This is a genomic window from Vibrio sp. SALL6, from assembly GCF_002002385.1.
Taxonomy (GTDB): domain Bacteria; phylum Pseudomonadota; class Gammaproteobacteria; order Enterobacterales; family Vibrionaceae; genus Vibrio; species Vibrio parahaemolyticus.
Window position 1 is genome coordinate 81,482 of record NZ_MQVK01000005.1, and the last position, 16,382, is coordinate 97,863.

Sequence of the window (16,382 nt, forward strand, 5' to 3'; positions counted from 1 at the left end):
AACCAAACGTTGTCCAAATCATTTTGGACGGTAGATAGAAAAACAGAATGGCATGTAACCATTCTGTTTCGTGATGTTAACGGATGCGGATTTTACTTTACTTTTTCTCTTGCTAGCAACTGAGAAATTACTACAAGAACCAAAGATACAATCAACATGACCGTTGCTAAGGCATTCACTTCCGGTGAAATACCCACCTTAACCATCGAGTAAATTTTCAATGGTAGGATTTCGTATGTTGGGCCTGTTACAAACGAGCTGATAATTACGTCGTCTAAAGACAGAGTAAAGCTTAGTAACCAACCTGCAGCAACCGCTGGCTTCGCAAGAGGAAGGATGATCTGTTTTAAGATAACCCATTCACTTGCACCAAGGTCTTTTGCTGCTTCCAACATTTTCACATCAAAGCCGTTCAAGCGGCTGTAAACGGTTACCACAACAAACGGTAAACAGAATGTGATGTGTGCAATCAATAGAGTAAAGAAACCAAGCTGCGCGCCTAAAACTAAAAACAGCGCCAACAATGAAATTGCCATCACGATGTCTGGTGACATCATTACAACAAACAGCATGCCGTTTACCGCACCTTTACCTTTAAAGGAGTAACGGAATAGGGCAACGGCCGTCAAACTACCAATAATAGTAGCAGCTGTTGCAGAAAACACCGCGACATTAAGTGAATGCCACGCTGCTTGCATAAGGCTGTCATTGTTAACTAGGGTTTCGTACCATTTGGTTGTAAACCCGCCCCATTTCATACCAAATTTGTTGGCATTAAATGAGTTCACGATCAATACGATGATTGGTAGATACAAAAATGCATATACCAGCGCCATAAAGCTAAATCTAACTGTACGTCCCATTAGTCTAGCTCCACCTTCTTATTCAATAGTTTGCCTGCTCTGTAGTAGGCGTACAGCATGATTGCCATTGCAATAGTAAGTGCGATACTGGTTGCCGCACCGAATGGCCAATCACGAGCGTTTAATACTTGGCTCTTAATTACGTTACCAATTAATAGGTTCTTCGCTCCGCCTAGAAGATCGGAGATGTAGAACATACCTAACGCAGGAAGAAGTACCAACAAACATCCACCAATAATGCCAGGCATCGTTAACGGCAAGATCACTTTTGTGATGGTTTGCAGTTTGCTTGCGCCTAAGTCTTTTGCAGCCTCAATGTAGGTGTTGTCTAGCTTCTCGATTGCCGAATACAGAGGCAGAATCATAAACGGCAGCAAAATGTAGACAAGACCAATCATTACCGCTGTTTCGGTATACATAAGACGCAATGGCTTATCGATAATATCCATTGCCATTAATGACTTGTTCAAGATGCCCTGTGTGCCAAGAACAATCTTCAAACCGTAAGTACGGATAAGTGAGTTTGTCCAAAACGGTACAATCACAAGAAACAGCATAAACGGGCGCCATTTCTCAGGCATTTTTGCCACGATGTAAGCAAATGGGTAGCCGATGATTAAACACAACAACGTCGCAATGATTGCCATGTAGAAAGAGTGCATCAGCACTTTTGCGTACAATGGATCAAGTAAACGAAGGTAGTTGTCGAAAGTAAAAGTCAGTTCAATTAAGTTCGCTTCATCACGCGTTAAAAAACTTGTACCGATAATCATTAGGTTTGGAACCAACACGAAAAGTGTTAGCCAACCAACAATTAGGGTAATGATTGCGTTCTGAAGATTAATCTTCTTGCTTATCATTGAGTACTACCTCCCAGCTCTCAACCCAAGTGATAGCGACTTTTTGGCCGAGAGAGTGGTCCACATCTGGATCATCTTCGTTAAAGAACTCGCTAACCATCACGCGCATGCCTGAGTCCAGTTGGACAACAGAGTCTAGCGTCATACCTTTATAGGTACGTTCAGTGACGTGACCAACAATGCCTTTTTCTTCAGACTCTTTGATCTCTTCGATACGTAAGTCTTCAGGGCGAAGCAGCACTTGTAGTTTGTCACCTGCTTGTGCTTCTTTGTCGTAGTAAACGACGGACTCAACACCTTCGATTTCCGCACGGATACGTTTTTCATCAATGCGTTCAAGCATTGTTGCGTTGAAGACGTTAATCTCGCCGATAAAGCGAGCAACAAACAAGTTTTTAGGTTCTTCGTAAATTTCACGTGGTGAGCCATCTTGTTCGATAACGCCATCGCGCATAACGATAATGCGGTCAGACATCGATAGAGCTTCTTCCTGATCGTGAGTAACAAAGATAAAGGTAATACCAAGTTGACGCTGAAGTTGTTTCAACTCAATCTGCATTTGTTTACGAAGTTTGTAATCAAGAGCAGAAAGCGATTCATCAAGTAGCAGTACTTTTGGCTTATTTACAACCGCACGCGCGATCGCGATACGTTGTTGCTGACCACCAGAAAGTTGGTGCGGCTTACGCTGCGCCATTTTTTCTAGACGGACCATACGTAGCGCTTCCATTACGCGTGGTTCGATTTCTGCCGCAGGCGTTTTTTGCATGCGTAGGCCAAATGCCACATTATCGAATACGGTCATGTGAGGGAATAATGCGTAACTCTGAAATACCGTGTTGACGTGCCTATGCTCTGCAGGAACTTGCGTTACATCTTGGTCATCTAATACGATTTGACCGTTATCTGCCGTTTCAAAACCAGCGATCATGCGTAAAACCGTCGTTTTACCACAACCAGATGGACCAAGAATCGTCAGAAACTCACCATGATTAACATCAAGATTTAAATTACCGATGATTTCCTTTCCATCGAAACTTTTGCTGATACCAGATAAACGAATAACTGGCTTTCCTGCTTGCTGTTTAGCGTTCAACGTCTGTATTTCTCCCACGTTAAAATTGGGTTTACGCCAATTAGTGTGACATAAGTCATTCACTTTTGAGGCGCGCATCATAATCACCAAAATTGTGAAATTAAAGCATTTTCTTATCTTGAAACAGAAAAAATTTTGCAGGCAAAAGTAATCATTCCTTACCATACTGTTTTTAAGAGGTTATTTGCCTTTTAAACACAGTTCGGTAGGGCTTTGTCATTAGCAACAATTGCTTTCAATTTCATAGTTTTGTGAGTGGTTAATTATCAACCAAATAGTAGATATTGCAAGGATAGAACGTCAGTTCTGATTTTAGACATGGAAAGATTTCTTTATAATGTAGGCCACTTTAATTGACTGGTATACCAGTAAAAAATTCACAAGTTAATCTTGGATAATATATGAATAACGATTTTGAAAAAGATTTCAATCTTGGGGGGAGTGTAGAGCGAGCTTTGTCTGGCGACTACGAACTAAAAGCGAGTGCTGTATTTAGTGAAGCTTGGCGCGCAACCATTCAACACTTTTTATCGTTCTCGCCAGCGATTATTCTTTTGCTTTTTGTCCAGTTGGGGATTTTCTACATTGCACTTCAACTTCAATTGGGCGACCCAAGTGTCATTCTCGATGCGATAGAAAATCCGGAAGCATTCACCGCTAATATCGTTTCTGCTATTTATATCGCTAACTTTAGTTATGAAGTGATCAGCGCACCAATTTATGCTGGGATCAGTTTGATGGCGATGAGTCACGTAGCAGGGCTAAAAACCAAAGTTCGTCATGTCGGTAAAGGTCTGCAATTTACCGTCCCTGTTATTATTGCAACGCTGTTCAGTTTAACGTTGCAAGGTGTCGCGGGAATGATCCTTCCACCGCTTTCATTATATTTAGCAATGGCGTTTAGTCACTCTATCTTACTGATTTGCGAGAAAAGAGTGCCACCTATGCAATCGTTATTATTATCACTACGTGCGATCAATAAGAAGATTTTTGTTGTGGCAGGGCTTTACATGGGCGTTATGTTGATGTTTATTGTTGCGGCTATGTTCTACGGTATTGGCTTTATTTTTGTCTTGCCATTCTTCTTCCATTTGAAGGGCATCCTTTATCGAGAAATGTTTGGCATCAAACTTAAGATCGTAGCAACACAAAAAAATGATAACGATCACGATGGTAAATCTCAGGTGTTTAATGCCTAAATCTTTAAAATTAATGACTTTACGAGTGGCGGCTGCCTGTATAGCCGCCACTTTTATTTCGGTAGGTCCATATTTGCATTACGACCACCAGTTCAAAAGCGCGAATGATCCTAATGTTGTTCAAGGTCCGGTGACACATCCTGATTTGTCGCACTTGCCCTACATTGGGGACATTCCAGACTTTAACTCTATCAAAGACGCCAAAGAAAAAAAGGCGGCATTTTTCGATTTCTTGCGGCCTAAAATCGCACTAGAAAATCACAGGATTGAAAAAGAACGTGCTTTTCTAAGCTCTCTTGAGATTGGAGAAGTGTCGCCGGACGAAGAAGCTTACGCAGAAAGATTAGCGCAGTTATATGGGTTTCCTCTTCATGATGGTCATATTGATGAAGCTTGGCTGACTGAAATGTTAAAGCGAGTCAATGTTTTACCAGAAGCATTAGTGCTAACTCAAGCTGCCAATGAATCCGCGTGGGGTACTTCTCGTTTTGCTACTCAAGCAAACAACTTGTTCGGCCAATGGTGTTATAAACAGGGTTGCGGAATTGTGCCTGCTCAGCGTGCTGCAGGAAAAACTCACGAAGTTCAAAAATTCGATTCAGTTCAGCAGTCAATTCATGGCTACTTTATGAATGTGAATCGCAATCCAGCTTACGCTGACTTACGTGATATTCGAGCTATGTTGGCAGATAAGCACAAAAACTTGTTATCCGTGGCGACAGCATCAGAACTCACTCATGGACTGTTGTCTTACTCAGAGAGGGGCATTGCATACGTTAATGACTTACGCTCGATGATTCGCCACAATAACGCCTACTGGACTCAATAAAATAATAATCTAATGAAAAAGTTAAGCTTAATTTTAGGAAGTGCAGCACTCTTGCTCTCGTCACCGATAACGCATGCTCAAGAGTATATGTTTACGTATTCCAAACTGTATACTCAGTTAAAAAATAACACTAAAGAAGGGCATGATGACGTTAAAGTCGGTGTGTTCTTCGTCGATGCCAGAACTAAGCAGCTGTGTGCGATCGAAAAAGCGTGGATGGAAAAGGAAGAACATTACGAAGAGTTTGTGATTCCAGCGTCGAAAGAACTACCATTACCGATCGACAAAAATCTAAAATCCGCAAATCCTTTGGTATTCGTACATACCCCTAAAGATAGCCGATGTGATTATTCTTTAGTTGTAATGACGAAAGAACCGTTACAGGGTAGCGTTTCTTACGAGCAACTGAAGCCATTAATGCCTCAAATGCAAAGCATGTTAGAGGATTTAGGGGGGATGTTTGCTGGATGGTTCACACCTGAAGTACAGGGCGTCACAATGGAGTTTGCCAACGAACTGAACGGTAAGATCGTTTTTTCAAATGGACAAGAGAAGGCGATTGTTAACGGTAAAGTGCAGGTTGCTTTGAGTGAAATTGGCGAAGGTGGAACAATAACGTTACCGGAACCAACGATGAGAGTGCTTCCTTATTTGCCCCAAGCAAAGAAATAGCACTATCTTCACGGAAGAGCCGCATTCGCGGTTCTTTTTCTATTCTATGATGATAATTCAGCGCACTTATTTTCTTATCCTTCAATACAAACATTTAATCCTGCTGCAAAAGCCCGTATAATCCACGCCCCAAAGAAACCCATGTTAGGAAGTCCTACTGTCGATTTTATCGGCGATGTGAGAGCCCGCAATGAACCAGAAAGATACAAGAAAAGAAACCCTTGAATTCAACAAGCTTCAAAAACGTTTGAGAAGAAATGTTGGAAATGCCATTACAGATTACAACATGATCGAAGAAGGCGATGTTGTCATGGCATGCATAAGCGGTGGTAAAGACTCATTTGCGATGCTCGATATCCTGTTGAATCTACAAAAAGCGGCACCAATCAAATTTGAAGTGGTTGCTGTTAACCTAGACCAAAAACAACCTGGTTTCCCAGAGCATATTTTGCCTGAGTATTTTGAGACGCTGAATATTCCTTACTACATCGTAGATAAAGACACATACTCAGTAGTTAAAGAAAAAGTGCCAGAAGGTAAGACAACGTGTGGTCTATGTTCTCGTCTACGTCGTGGTACGCTTTATTCATTTGCTGAGAAAATCGGCGCAACAAAACTTGCACTTGGTCATCATATGGATGACATCGTAGAAACGATGTTCTTGAACATGTTCCATGGTTCTCGTTTGAAGGCAATGCCACCAAAACTACGCTCTGATGATGGTCGTAACGTGGTTATTCGTCCGCTGACTTACTGCCGCGAAAAAGACCTGATCAAATACGCAGAGCACAAAGATTTCCCAATTATTCCTTGTAACCTATGTGGTTCTCAAGAGAACTTGCAGCGCCAAGCAATCAAGGCAATGCTGATTGATTGGGATAAGAAGACGCCAGGACGCGTAGAAGCGATTTTCAAATCAATCCAAAACGTAAGCCCAAGCCAATTGGCAGACCGAGAGTTGTTTGATTTTGTAAACTTGCCGCTAGATCGTGACGGTAGCCGCGAAGAGTATGAGTTTAGTGAAGCAGTCGTTTCTTCAACTAACATCGATGAATCTCTATTCATCGATGTAACGAACATCTAGTAAATAGGAGGCAACGATGCCTCCTATTTTGTACTGGCTGAAGCCGAAAATAAAACGCCCCAAAAAAGGGGCGTTTTTATATTTGATTATTTGCTCTACGTTGCGGTATTTGGATCGAGAGGGCTGATATAACCTTTTGGTTTTAATGCCAGTACATCACAGTTAATCTTATCGATCACATGCTCTGCCGTGTTGCCGATAAAGACCGCTGAAAGCCCCGTACGACCAGTCGTACCCAAAATCACCATTGCTGCATTTAATCGCTCCGCTGCGGCAGGAATGACGTCTTCTGGTAAACCTTGTTCAACGATGGTTTGTTCTTCGTCGATGCCATGTTTTTGTCTCAATGCTTTCATTGCGGTGAGATGGTGGCCACGAACCGCATCCGTGTAGGTCGTTGGGTCAAATTCAGGCAATTCAATCGTAATGTTAGCCGGTGTAACAGGATAAGCGTTGACGAGATACGGTTCAGCATCGAGACGGTTTGACATCTCTTTGAGGCGTTCAACCATCGCGTCGTTCAAATCAATGTGAGTTGGGTTTTCTGACCCCACGTGTACAGAAGCGAGAATATTAGCTTGCTCCGGCCAATCCGAGTTCTTGATCAAAAGTACAGGAATAGGGCATTTACGTAATAAATGCCAGTCTGTCGGCGTGAAAATCACAGACTCTAAAACATCGTGTTTACGTGTCCCTTTGATTAGAAGATCGTGCCCACCAGCATACACTTCAGCAATGATTGCTTCGTAAGGACGGTTGTGCCACACAACGCAAACATCAAAATCGAAGCTATCGTTTAAGTACGGTTGAGCAATCTTACGCATCCACTGCTCACGTTGATGGATAACGCCGCGACGCATCGCATCTCTTTCATCGACTGACAGCATTGAGGTCATGTCATAGGAAAAATCGTAGATGGATAAGAAGAAGGTGATTCGGCTTCTGGATACACTCTTTTGAGCTAATTGAACCGCTCTAGCGAGTGCAGGCTGTTCATCATTATTGATGTCAGCAACAACAAGAATCTTACTGTATATACTCATAACTAAGCCCACTTATGTTGCGAAACCAAATACTGAAAACAAGTTAAATCAGTAAATTGGAGACTCTTCGTATATTTTTACTGTAGCTTAGTTTGGGGAACTTTTTGAGGACTTTCGAAGGGATTTTATGAGAAACATGATGTAGCTCATTTTCGAGCTACATCAATAAGTAAGCGAGATTACTCTTTTGTTACACCGGCAAGTTCCATTAGCGCATCATGATCTAAGATGGTGATGTACTTACCTTTAACACTCAGAATTTCAGATTTTTGGAAACGACCTAATAGGCGGCTGATGGTTTCAACCGTTAGGCCTAAGTAGTTACCAATATCGCCACGAGTCATGGTCAAACGAAATTCTCTTGGGCTGAAGCCACGTTGAGAGAAGCGAGTTGACAGGTTGTACAAGAAAGCAGCGAGACGCTCCTCAGCATTCTTCTTAGAAAGCAGAAGAATCATTTCCTGGTCGCCTTTAATTTCATTACTCATTAAACGCATGATTTGCTGACGAAGTTTAGGCATTTTGCCTGATAGGTCGTCAAGGATCTCGTAAGGGATTTCACAAACCATTGATGTTTCAAGAGCTTGAGCGAAACTAGGGTGGCAGTCACCAGTAATAGCGTCAAAACCAACTAAGTCACCAGCTAAGTGAAATGCTGTGATTTGCTCATCACCTTGTTCTGTGATTGTGTAGCTCTTAATCGTGCCAGAACGGATAGCGTACAAAGATTTAAGCTCATCACCTGCTTTGAATAGCTCTTGTCCTTTTTGGATAGGCTTTTTACGCTCGATGATTTGGTCCAACTGGTCAAGTTCAGATTCATTCAGAGTGAATGGGATACACAGTTGGCTAATGCTACAATCTTGGCAATGAATCGCGCAACCGCCTGATTGGATACGCTTTGTTGCAGGTTTTTCAGAAATCATAACAACCTTTCACTATTTGATATACATCAATATTTTAGCACCGCTTAATCCTAAAGGATAGCAAAAATATCGGTGGTATAGAGTTTTGCGTTATATGAAACCAAGCATCTGCATGGCACCCGCGGCAGTATACGCGCCATAGACAATTAAGATTAATGCTGAGATATTTCTAAATATTAATGATTTTTGCAGTTTCTGAAAATGGCTAGCTCCGTAACCAACAGCGAGCATGGATGGCAGCGTTCCCAAACCAAAAGCTAGCATGATTAGGCCGCCATTTACTGCGCTACCGGACACCGCCGACCATGTTAATGCCGAATAAACTAACCCGCATGGTAACCACCCCCAGACAAAACCAAAGGGCAGTGCGTGTATTGGCTTTTTAAGTGGTAAAAGGCTTTTTCCAGCTGGAGAGATAAACTTCCAAAGGTGCTGGCCCATCTTTTCTACGATGAGTAAACCTTGCCACCATTTCGCAATATATAACGCAACCAAAATCATGAAGATTGCGGCAACAAAACGCAGCCACGCAAGAGATTGAGCTAAGCCGCTGAGTTCCGATAACCCTGATATTGCACCTCCGACAAGTGCGCCTATTAAGGCGTAACTGCTGAGTCGTCCAAGGTTGTAGAATAAAGGTATGGTTGGGGAGGATTTTGAGCTTGAACTACCTAAGGAAAGTAGGGATGCGATACCACCACACATCCCCATACAATGGCCGGCCCCGACAAGGCCGATAAGCAAAGCACCTAAAAAATCAGGATTCATAAAACATACTACGGTTTCTTATTGTCTGATTGTTCTTCTTCATCTAATAAAATGTTGTGTCCTTGTCGCTCAAGATCTTCAAACTGGTCGCTTCGAACCGCCCAAAGAAAAATAGCGACAGCAACGCAAACAAGAACAATCGCGATTGGAATTAAAATATAAAGGCTTTCCATAAGTGTTCTCTTGTTTACTTCTCTTTAAGAAGTCGCAGTGAGTTAGATACAACAATGATTGAACTTGCTGACATCCCAACAACTGCGATATAAGGCGCAACTAGTCCTGCAACCGCTAACGGCAAAATTAACAAGTTGTAGCCTAACGACCAAGCTAAGTTTTCACGGATAATCTTTCTTGTACGAAGAGCCAATAGGCGAGCTTCCAATAACTTTTCTAAGTTATCTCCAAGAAGCGTCATATCTGCTGATGCCTTTGCAACGTCAGTACCACCGCCCATAGCCACGGATAAATGGGCTCCCGCTAGAGTAGGTGCGTCGTTTATGCCATCACCAACCATCATGGTGATATCACTGCTATCAAGGCTCTTAAGATACGCGAGTTTGTCTTCTGGTTTTGCAGATGCGATCACATGCTCGATACCAATTTCGTCAGCAACAGGCTGTGCGTTTTGAATAGAATCACCAGTAAGTAAGGTTGTTTTGATGCCAGCTTCAGCAAAACGTTGAATAAACGCCTGACTTTCTTTGCGAATAGGATCGTGATAATAAAAAGTTGCAGCGTGTTCGTTGTTTATTGACAAGTAAATGGCATTGCTTTCTTTTATGCTCGAATCTAGCACAAACGAGGAGCTGCCAATTTTTACCATCTTACCATTCCAAATCCCTTCGATTCCTGAGCCAATCACGTTTTTAACATCTGTTACAATAATCTCGTCATTACTGAAACCGGTAAATGAACGCGCAATAGGGTGGTTTGCATGAGCTTCAAGAGCAGATGCAAGGGCCAGACTTTCCGCTTCAGAAAGCTCTTTGAATGTGCTCGTACGGCTAATCTCGATGTCACCTTTCGTTAATGTTCCTGTCTTGTCGACGACGAGATGATTAACTTTGCAAAGCGTTTCGAATACATGGCCTTTTCGCAACAGAATGCCAAAATTGCCCATTCGTGAAGTCGCACAAGTTAGTGCGGTCGGTGTAGCAAGGGATAATGCACAAGGGCATGTAGCGACGAGAACCGAAAGCATAATCCAAAAAGCATCATCTGGTTTGGTTTGGTGCCAATAAAACCAGGTTCCAGCTGAGATGATAAGAATTACACCAACAAAGTAGCGTGCTACGACGTCAGCAACTTCTGCAATTTTTGGCTTCGAATGCTGTGCTTCATCTTGAAGGCGCACAATATTTGAAATCATCGAGTCTGCTTTTGAATTGGTGACTTCCAACTCAAATGATTCATCTCCGTTTAATGTACCTGCATAAACAGCATCACCTTCTTTTTTTACGACATGAATAGACTCACCAGTCAGCATTGATTCATCAATATGAATACGGCCAGAAATAACTTTGCCATCAGCAGGGATATGTTCGCCAGGGAGAACGCGAATGCGATCACCAATCTTCAGCGTTTTAACTGGAATTTGTTCGCCGTCTAGTGTTGTTGCAATGGCAGGGATAAGCTTGAGCAAGTTACCGCTAGCAGCAGCAGCTTTGCGGCGAGCGCGCATTTCTAAGAATCGACCCACTAACAAAAAGAAGGTAAACATCGAGATAGATTCAAAGAATACTTCGCCTTGCTCAGTTACTGTCGCAACTAAACTCGCAACATAAGCGAAAATCAAAGCGATCGAAACTGGGACGTCCATGCCTAGAGTTCGCCCTTTAATGCTTCGCCAAGCATTAAGGTAAAATGGTAGGGCAGAGTAAAGAAGAACTGGTGTAGCGAAAATCAAACTTACCCATCGGAAGTAGTTTTTAAATTCGGGTTCCAAATCGCCAAACACTTCTAAATACAACGCCACAGCAAGCATCATTACTTGCATCGTCGCTAAGCCAGCAATACCCAATCGGTAAAGGTACTGCTTCATCATTCGGTGATAAGATGCTTCTTGTTTGTCTGCTTCAAATGGCGCGGCTTTATAACCAAGCTTATGAATAACTGAAAGCAGTTCACTTAACTTAACTTGAGTTTTGTCCCACGCAAGCAAAGCTCGGTTTGTTGTCGTATTTACCCGTATGGAGACTAAACCTTTAGCGCTGGATACTTGCTTTTCAATAAGCCATGCACAAGCGGCGCAGGATACACCTTCGAGAGATAATGTTACTTCAGATACATTGTCATGGTTACGTACAAATTCTGATTGAACGTCTTCATTGTCATAGTGGATCAGAGCTTGAAGTTGTTCTGGAACGAGGTCTGCTTTTTCAGCGGGTGCGGTTCGGTACTGGTAGTAAGAAACAAGACCGCTATCTACGATAGTTTGTGCGACAGTTTCACACCCCGGGCAGCACATCTCACGAACTTCGCCAAGTATTTCTACTTTAAAATCCGTGTTTGCTGGTACATCTTCACCACAGTGGTAACAGGATTTGCACATAAAATTACTTCATTAATGAGACTGAAACTGCTGGAAATTCGACTTTGCCTTGAATCATCCATTGCTTATCGTGTGGTTGAAGTTCAACAAACCACGGGCCTTGTATAGCGTCTTCAGTAGTAAAGCGATAGTTGCCAGATGCATCTGCGGTAACTAGCTTCGTAAAATCACGATCGGGTAATGTACGGTGAGTAAACGTTGCTGTAAGCGCTGGGTAGTGCGTTAGCGCTCCTTTCGTAAAGCCAATTACGATATTGTTATCTAGAGAAGAAATGTTCGCATTAAGACCAAGATCACGAGCGACGTTCATTTTACTGATGTCGATATTTATGCCTTTGCCTTTTTTATAGTAATCCTCAGCAACAAGAGAAACAGAGTTGTTTGAAAAGACGACTACCGTGGCGATTGTCCAAACGACTACCGTAAGAGGAAGGATAATTAGGAACCACGGCCAGAATTGTTTATACCAAGGCTTTACCATAAAAAAGTTCTCAACAGCTAAATGAAAAAAATGTAAGGCATTAAATTTAAAGGAAAGACAGCCCCTGTGAAAGGGGCTGTTATTGAAATGTTACTTATTGTCTGAGTTGCTTAAACTCCAGACATAAGAGGCAACAAGTTGAACCTTATCCTCACCTAGAATGTCCTTCCATGCTGGCATAACACCAGAGCGGCCATTCATTACGGTTTCAGTTACGGCAGCACGCGAGTCACCAAATAGCCAGTCTTGGTCAGTTAGGTCAGGGGCACCAACTGCTGGGTTACCTTTACCATCTGTACCATGACACGCTGCACACACAACAAAGCGAGCTTTACCTGCTGCAGCTTCACGAGCGTTAACTTTACGACCCGATAGGCTTAATGTGTAACTTACTACTTCTTGGACACCTTGCTCACCAAGCGCATCTTTCCATGCTGGCATTTGACCAATACGGCCATGCATGATGGTTGTTACGATTGCTGCTGGCTCACCGCCATATAGCCATGCGTCATCAGTTAGGTTAGGGAAACCTTTTTGACCGCGAGCATCTGAGCCGTGACATTGTGAACAGTTTTGCAAGAACAAACGTTGACCAACTTTTAATGCTTCTGGGTCTTGCGCGATCTCAGGAACAGGGCGTAGACCATTCGCATTATGAGCAAGTTTACGGAATGCTTCGCCGAAGTAGGCATCCGCATCATCCAATTCTTTTGCGTATTGGTTGAGTTGTTTATTTTCTTGTGCCTGTGCAATAGCTTCTTTTGACTCTTCAAGCGAACGAACGGTTTGAGCCGAACTTTGCCAGTTTAAAAAGCCTTTAAAGCTACCTAGACCTGGGAACAGGGCTAGATAAACTGCAGCAAACACAAACGTGCTTACGAAAAGGTAAGTCCACCATTTCGGTAGAGGGTTGTTTAGCTCGCGAATACCATCGTACTCGTGGCCCATGTCTTCCCCTTCCTCGACGCCCATTTTATCTTTGGCGCACCAAGTCAGGAGGATCGCACAGCCTACTAGCGTACCGATAGTAATCACGATAATCCAGAGACTCCAGAATGTAGTCATTACTTCTTCACTCCTTGGTTATTTGGGGTCGTTTGTTCTTCGTCAGCAAACACCAAGTTGGCATCTTCTTCGAAGCGTGCTTTACGCTTCTTGCTAAATGCCCACCATACGATGCCGATAAAACTCGCGAAGAGCACTACGGTATAAATACTATGAATTGTACCGAAATCCATATGATCCCCTTACTTCATTGCATGACCAAGAGACTGAAGGTAAGCGATGATTGCATCCATCTCTGTTTTACCTTCTACTTCTTTAGCCGCATTCGCGATTGTTTCATCTTCGTATGGAACACCAAACTGATCGCGGAACACTTCAAGTTTCTTCTGAGTCAGCTTGCCATCTAATACGTTCTCAGCAAGCCAAGGGAAACCAGGCATGTTTGATTCAGGAACTAGTTCGCGAGGGTCAAGTAGGTGTACTCGGTGCCACTCATCAGAATAACGACCACCGACACGAGCCAAATCAGGACCTGTACGCTTAGAACCCCATAGGAATGGATGTTCCCACACACTTTCACCAGCTACAGAGTAGTGGCCGTAGCGTTCCGTTTCAGAGCGGAAAGGACGAACCATCTGGCTGTGACAAACGTTACAACCTTCACGGATATAGATGTCACGACCTTCCATTTCCAGAGGAGTGTAGACTCGTAAGTTTTCTACACTTTCTGTGGTTTGCTTTTGGAAAATCAAAGGAGTGATTTCAACAAGAGCACCCCAGCTGATTGCAAAAACAATAAAAATAGCCAACAAACCGACATTACGTTCTAGAATTTCATGGCGATTATTAGAATTATTACTCATTCTTAAATCTCCTTATGCCGGATGAGGGATAGCCTTGAGGCTTTCTTTTGGCGCACTTACCGTTTTGTACGTGTTGTATGCCATTAAGAACATACCTGATAGGAAGATGAAACCTCCTAGGAAACGTACAAAGTAGAATGGGTAAGATGCTTCAACTGACTCTACGAAGCTGTAAGTCAGGGTGCCGTCAGAGTTAACTGCACGCCACATCAAGCCTTGCATCACGCCAGAGATCCACATTGCTACGATATAAAGAACCGTACCAATTGTTGCTAACCAGAAGTGGACGTTGACCAGACCCACAGAGTACATGCGCTCTTGGCCAAACAGGCGAGGGACTAAGTGGTAAACTGAGCCGATTGAAACCATTGCAACCCAACCTAGCGCACCAGAGTGAACGTGACCAATGGTCCAGTCTGTGTAGTGAGATAGTGCGTTTACTGTCTTAATCGACATCATCGGACCTTCGAAAGTAGACATACCATAGAAAGACAATGAAACGATTAGGAATCGTAGAATAGGGTCGTAACGAAGCTTATGCCAAGCACCAGACAACGTCATAATACCGTTGATCATACCACCCCATGAAGGAGCAAATAGAACAAGAGACATCACCATACCCAGAGACTGTGTCCAGTCTGGTAGCGCAGTATAGTGAAGGTGGTGAGGACCTGCCCAAATATATAGAGAGATCAATGCCCAGAAGTGAACGATAGACAGACGGTAAGAATAAACAGGACGTTCAGCTTGTTTAGGTACAAAGTAGTACATCATACCTAGGAAACCAGCGGTGAGTAGGAAACCTACCGCGTTGTGTCCGTACCACCATTGCACCATTGCATCCACCGCACCGGAATAAATCGAGTAAGATTTACCTAGTGATACAGGGATAGCCATGCTGTTCACGATGTGAAGTACTGCTACTGTGATGATAAATGCACCGAAAAACCAGTTCGCCACATAAATGTGGGAAGTGTTTCGTTTCACTAACGTTCCAAAGAACACCACTGCATATGAAACCCATACAATCGCAATAGCGATATCAATAGGCCATTCTAGTTCAGCATACTCTTTACCTGAGGTAAAACCTAGAGGTAGAGAAATCGCTGCGGCTAGGATAATTGCTTGCCAACCCCAGAAGGTGAAGGCAACGAGTGGGCCACCAAAAAGACGTGTTTGACATGTACGCTGAACAACATAATAAGATGTTGCAAACAGGGCACTAGTACCAAACGCAAAAATTACCGCATTAGTATGCAGTGGACGTAAACGACTGTACGTCAACCACGGCGTATCAAAGTTTAGCTGTGGCCAAACTAATTGAGCGGCAATCAAAACACCAACAGCCATACCAACTATGCCCCATAAAATGGTCACAAGGGTAAATTGGCGAACGACTGTATAGTTGTAGTTTTGTTCAAGCTGCTTTACTTGGCTCATTTGCATGCTTCCAATTTCTAATTAACTACACTTTACTTCCAACACGACTTGCGTCGTAACACCACCCAAGTAAACTCTAGAACTCAAGTGTTATCATCACCTTATTTCTATTGCTGACTTTAATAAAAAGTGGCATTTTCAGCGTGACACTATACTTGAATTAACAATTCAATGACAGAGTAGTAACCTTACTGGAGCTCTGGAAATCATTTTTTATTTAAAAAGTTTGAAGTTTGTAACAAGGATATTAGTAATTATGCCTGCACAAAAGTTAACAAAGGCGAGACTTGCACAAATCTTAATCATGCTCAGTCTTTTAGTTGGTGCGTTTTTCTGGAGAACCTTTACGCACGAGACCAGCACAAGTGTTGACTGTTCACAAAAAGAGCGATGCGATGTAACAATTGGTGAAGATAAAATCACGATTAATCGTGATTCGAGTGGGATTTTGATTGAAACAACTGAAAGTACAGGTCTAAAAATTGATCTGAATCAATCTGGTGTATTTGATAGTATAAGCGACAATCATTATAGAGCTGAATGGAATGCTATATCTGCAACCAAAACGATTAAGCTCAAAATAAACCAAAATATTGTCTTAGTGCATTTATAAATTAGATCTGACACGAGATAATGGCATCTTCTTTGTGAAATTCGAACCCTCTAGCCTAACGATAATTTGTCGTAATGGTATAACAGTAA

At 42.7% G+C, this 16,382-nt stretch carries 18 protein-coding genes; 5 read left to right on the forward strand and 13 right to left on the reverse strand.

Annotated features, from left to right (window positions below):
• Window positions 1–92: 92 nt before the first annotated feature.
• The 3 genes from potC to potA are packed head-to-tail and all read right to left on the reverse strand — an operon-like array spanning window position 93 to window position 2,897.
• Window positions 93–863, reverse strand: a complete 771-nt coding sequence (potC, locus tag BIW15_RS01545; protein WP_005389180.1) for a spermidine/putrescine ABC transporter permease PotC — start codon at window positions 861–863, stop codon at window positions 93–95.
• On the reverse strand, window positions 863–1,723 hold the full coding sequence (gene potB, locus BIW15_RS01550; protein WP_005457403.1) for a spermidine/putrescine ABC transporter permease PotB: 861 nt from the start codon (window positions 1,721–1,723) through the stop codon (window positions 863–865). The genes potC and potB overlap by 1 nt, the downstream gene beginning before the upstream one ends.
• Window positions 1,704–2,897 carry a spermidine/putrescine ABC transporter ATP-binding protein PotA gene (potA, locus tag BIW15_RS01555; RefSeq protein ID WP_005477641.1) on the reverse strand — a complete coding sequence of 398 codons (1,194 nt, stop codon included), beginning with the start codon at window positions 2,895–2,897 and terminating at the stop codon, window positions 1,704–1,706. The genes potB and potA overlap by 20 nt, the downstream gene beginning before the upstream one ends.
• A gap of 323 nt (window positions 2,898–3,220) precedes the next feature.
• On the opposite strand from potA, the gene BIW15_RS01560 reads away from it, so the two are divergent.
• From BIW15_RS01560 to ttcA, 4 genes are all read left to right on the forward strand, one after another.
• Complete coding sequence (locus BIW15_RS01560) at window positions 3,221–4,018, forward strand: hypothetical protein (protein WP_005457395.1); 798 nt, start codon at window positions 3,221–3,223, stop codon at window positions 4,016–4,018.
• Entirely contained in the window at window positions 4,011–4,847 is an 837-nt protein-coding gene (locus BIW15_RS01565) for a glucosaminidase domain-containing protein (protein WP_053305168.1), read from the forward strand. Before BIW15_RS01560 ends, BIW15_RS01565 begins: the two co-directional genes overlap by 8 nt.
• A gap of 12 nt (window positions 4,848–4,859) precedes the next feature.
• Window positions 4,860–5,519 (forward strand): DUF2987 domain-containing protein, encoded by a 660-nt coding sequence (locus tag BIW15_RS01570; protein ID WP_017448551.1) that lies wholly within the window; start codon window positions 4,860–4,862, stop codon window positions 5,517–5,519.
• 190 nt (window positions 5,520–5,709) lie between these two features.
• Entirely contained in the window at window positions 5,710–6,603 is an 894-nt protein-coding gene (gene ttcA, locus BIW15_RS01575) for a tRNA 2-thiocytidine(32) synthetase TtcA (protein ID WP_005477636.1), read from the forward strand.
• A gap of 95 nt (window positions 6,604–6,698) precedes the next feature.
• On the opposite strand, the gene uspE is transcribed toward ttcA, so the two are convergent.
• The 10 genes from uspE to ccoN all read right to left on the reverse strand — a co-directional run bounded on the left by uspE (window position 6,699) and on the right by ccoN (window position 15,680).
• On the reverse strand, window positions 6,699–7,646 hold the full coding sequence (uspE, locus tag BIW15_RS01580) for a universal stress protein UspE (protein ID WP_005495023.1): 948 nt from the start codon (window positions 7,644–7,646) through the stop codon (window positions 6,699–6,701).
• Between the two features lie 179 nt (window positions 7,647–7,825).
• A complete protein-coding gene (locus BIW15_RS01585; protein ID WP_005477663.1) occupies window positions 7,826–8,572 on the reverse strand; it encodes an FNR family transcription factor in 747 nt (248 codons plus the stop codon).
• 90 nt (window positions 8,573–8,662) lie between these two features.
• Entirely contained in the window at window positions 8,663–9,340 is a 678-nt protein-coding gene (locus BIW15_RS01590) for a sulfite exporter TauE/SafE family protein (protein WP_005477632.1), read from the reverse strand.
• A gap of 8 nt (window positions 9,341–9,348) precedes the next feature.
• Entirely contained in the window at window positions 9,349–9,513 is a 165-nt protein-coding gene (gene ccoS / locus BIW15_RS01595; RefSeq protein ID WP_005457379.1) for a cbb3-type cytochrome oxidase assembly protein CcoS, read from the reverse strand.
• A gap of 14 nt (window positions 9,514–9,527) precedes the next feature.
• Complete coding sequence (locus tag BIW15_RS01600; protein WP_021449068.1) at window positions 9,528–11,891, reverse strand: heavy metal translocating P-type ATPase metal-binding domain-containing protein; 2,364 nt, start codon at window positions 11,889–11,891, stop codon at window positions 9,528–9,530.
• 4 nt (window positions 11,892–11,895) lie between these two features.
• Entirely contained in the window at window positions 11,896–12,372 is a 477-nt protein-coding gene (locus tag BIW15_RS01605) for a FixH family protein (RefSeq protein ID WP_005457371.1), read from the reverse strand.
• Window positions 12,373–12,462: 90 nt separating this feature from the next.
• Window positions 12,463–13,437 (reverse strand): cytochrome-c oxidase, cbb3-type subunit III, encoded by a 975-nt coding sequence (gene ccoP / locus BIW15_RS01610; RefSeq protein ID WP_005477628.1) that lies wholly within the window; start codon window positions 13,435–13,437, stop codon window positions 12,463–12,465.
• On the reverse strand, window positions 13,437–13,610 hold the full coding sequence (locus tag BIW15_RS01615; protein WP_005396487.1) for a CcoQ/FixQ family Cbb3-type cytochrome c oxidase assembly chaperone: 174 nt from the start codon (window positions 13,608–13,610) through the stop codon (window positions 13,437–13,439). Before BIW15_RS01615 ends, ccoP begins: the two co-directional genes overlap by 1 nt.
• 9 nt (window positions 13,611–13,619) lie before the next feature.
• On the reverse strand, window positions 13,620–14,240 hold the full coding sequence (ccoO, locus tag BIW15_RS01620) for a cytochrome-c oxidase, cbb3-type subunit II (RefSeq protein ID WP_005457377.1): 621 nt from the start codon (window positions 14,238–14,240) through the stop codon (window positions 13,620–13,622).
• A gap of 12 nt (window positions 14,241–14,252) precedes the next feature.
• The gene (ccoN, locus tag BIW15_RS01625) at window positions 14,253–15,680 is read right to left on the reverse strand and encodes a cytochrome-c oxidase, cbb3-type subunit I (RefSeq protein WP_005477654.1); all 1,428 of its coding nucleotides are present in this window, start codon (window positions 15,678–15,680) and stop codon (window positions 14,253–14,255) included.
• Window positions 15,681–15,936: 256 nt separating this feature from the next.
• Between ccoN and BIW15_RS01630 the strand changes: the two genes are divergently transcribed.
• Complete coding sequence (locus BIW15_RS01630) at window positions 15,937–16,293, forward strand: hypothetical protein (protein WP_005457383.1); 357 nt, start codon at window positions 15,937–15,939, stop codon at window positions 16,291–16,293.
• The last annotated feature ends 89 nt before the right edge of the window (window positions 16,294–16,382 follow it).

Coding starts and splice junctions, on each gene's coding strand:
- potC (WP_005389180.1), bottom strand. CDS start 863: ATGGGACGTACAGTTAGATTTAGCTTTATGGCGCTGGTATATGCATTT.
- potB (WP_005457403.1), bottom strand. CDS start 1,723: ATGATAAGCAAGAAGATTAATCTTCAGAACGCAATCATTACCCTAATT.
- potA (WP_005477641.1), bottom strand. CDS start 2,897: ATGCGCGCCTCAAAAGTGAATGACTTATGTCACACTAATTGGCGTAAA.
- BIW15_RS01560 (WP_005457395.1), top strand. CDS start 3,221: ATGAATAACGATTTTGAAAAAGATTTCAATCTTGGGGGGAGTGTAGAG.
- BIW15_RS01565 (WP_053305168.1), top strand. CDS start 4,011: ATGCCTAAATCTTTAAAATTAATGACTTTACGAGTGGCGGCTGCCTGT.
- BIW15_RS01570 (WP_017448551.1), top strand. CDS start 4,860: ATGAAAAAGTTAAGCTTAATTTTAGGAAGTGCAGCACTCTTGCTCTCG.
- ttcA (WP_005477636.1), top strand. CDS start 5,710: ATGAACCAGAAAGATACAAGAAAAGAAACCCTTGAATTCAACAAGCTT.
- uspE (WP_005495023.1), bottom strand. CDS start 7,646: ATGAGTATATACAGTAAGATTCTTGTTGTTGCTGACATCAATAATGAT.
- BIW15_RS01585 (WP_005477663.1), bottom strand. CDS start 8,572: ATGATTTCTGAAAAACCTGCAACAAAGCGTATCCAATCAGGCGGTTGC.
- BIW15_RS01590 (WP_005477632.1), bottom strand. CDS start 9,340: ATGAATCCTGATTTTTTAGGTGCTTTGCTTATCGGCCTTGTCGGGGCC.
- ccoS (WP_005457379.1), bottom strand. CDS start 9,513: ATGGAAAGCCTTTATATTTTAATTCCAATCGCGATTGTTCTTGTTTGC.
- BIW15_RS01600 (WP_021449068.1), bottom strand. CDS start 11,891: ATGTGCAAATCCTGTTACCACTGTGGTGAAGATGTACCAGCAAACACG.
- BIW15_RS01605 (WP_005457371.1), bottom strand. CDS start 12,372: ATGGTAAAGCCTTGGTATAAACAATTCTGGCCGTGGTTCCTAATTATC.
- ccoP (WP_005477628.1), bottom strand. CDS start 13,437: ATGACTACATTCTGGAGTCTCTGGATTATCGTGATTACTATCGGTACG.
- BIW15_RS01615 (WP_005396487.1), bottom strand. CDS start 13,610: ATGGATTTCGGTACAATTCATAGTATTTATACCGTAGTGCTCTTCGCG.
- ccoO (WP_005457377.1), bottom strand. CDS start 14,240: ATGAGTAATAATTCTAATAATCGCCATGAAATTCTAGAACGTAATGTC.
- ccoN (WP_005477654.1), bottom strand. CDS start 15,680: ATGAGCCAAGTAAAGCAGCTTGAACAAAACTACAACTATACAGTCGTT.
- BIW15_RS01630 (WP_005457383.1), top strand. CDS start 15,937: ATGCCTGCACAAAAGTTAACAAAGGCGAGACTTGCACAAATCTTAATC.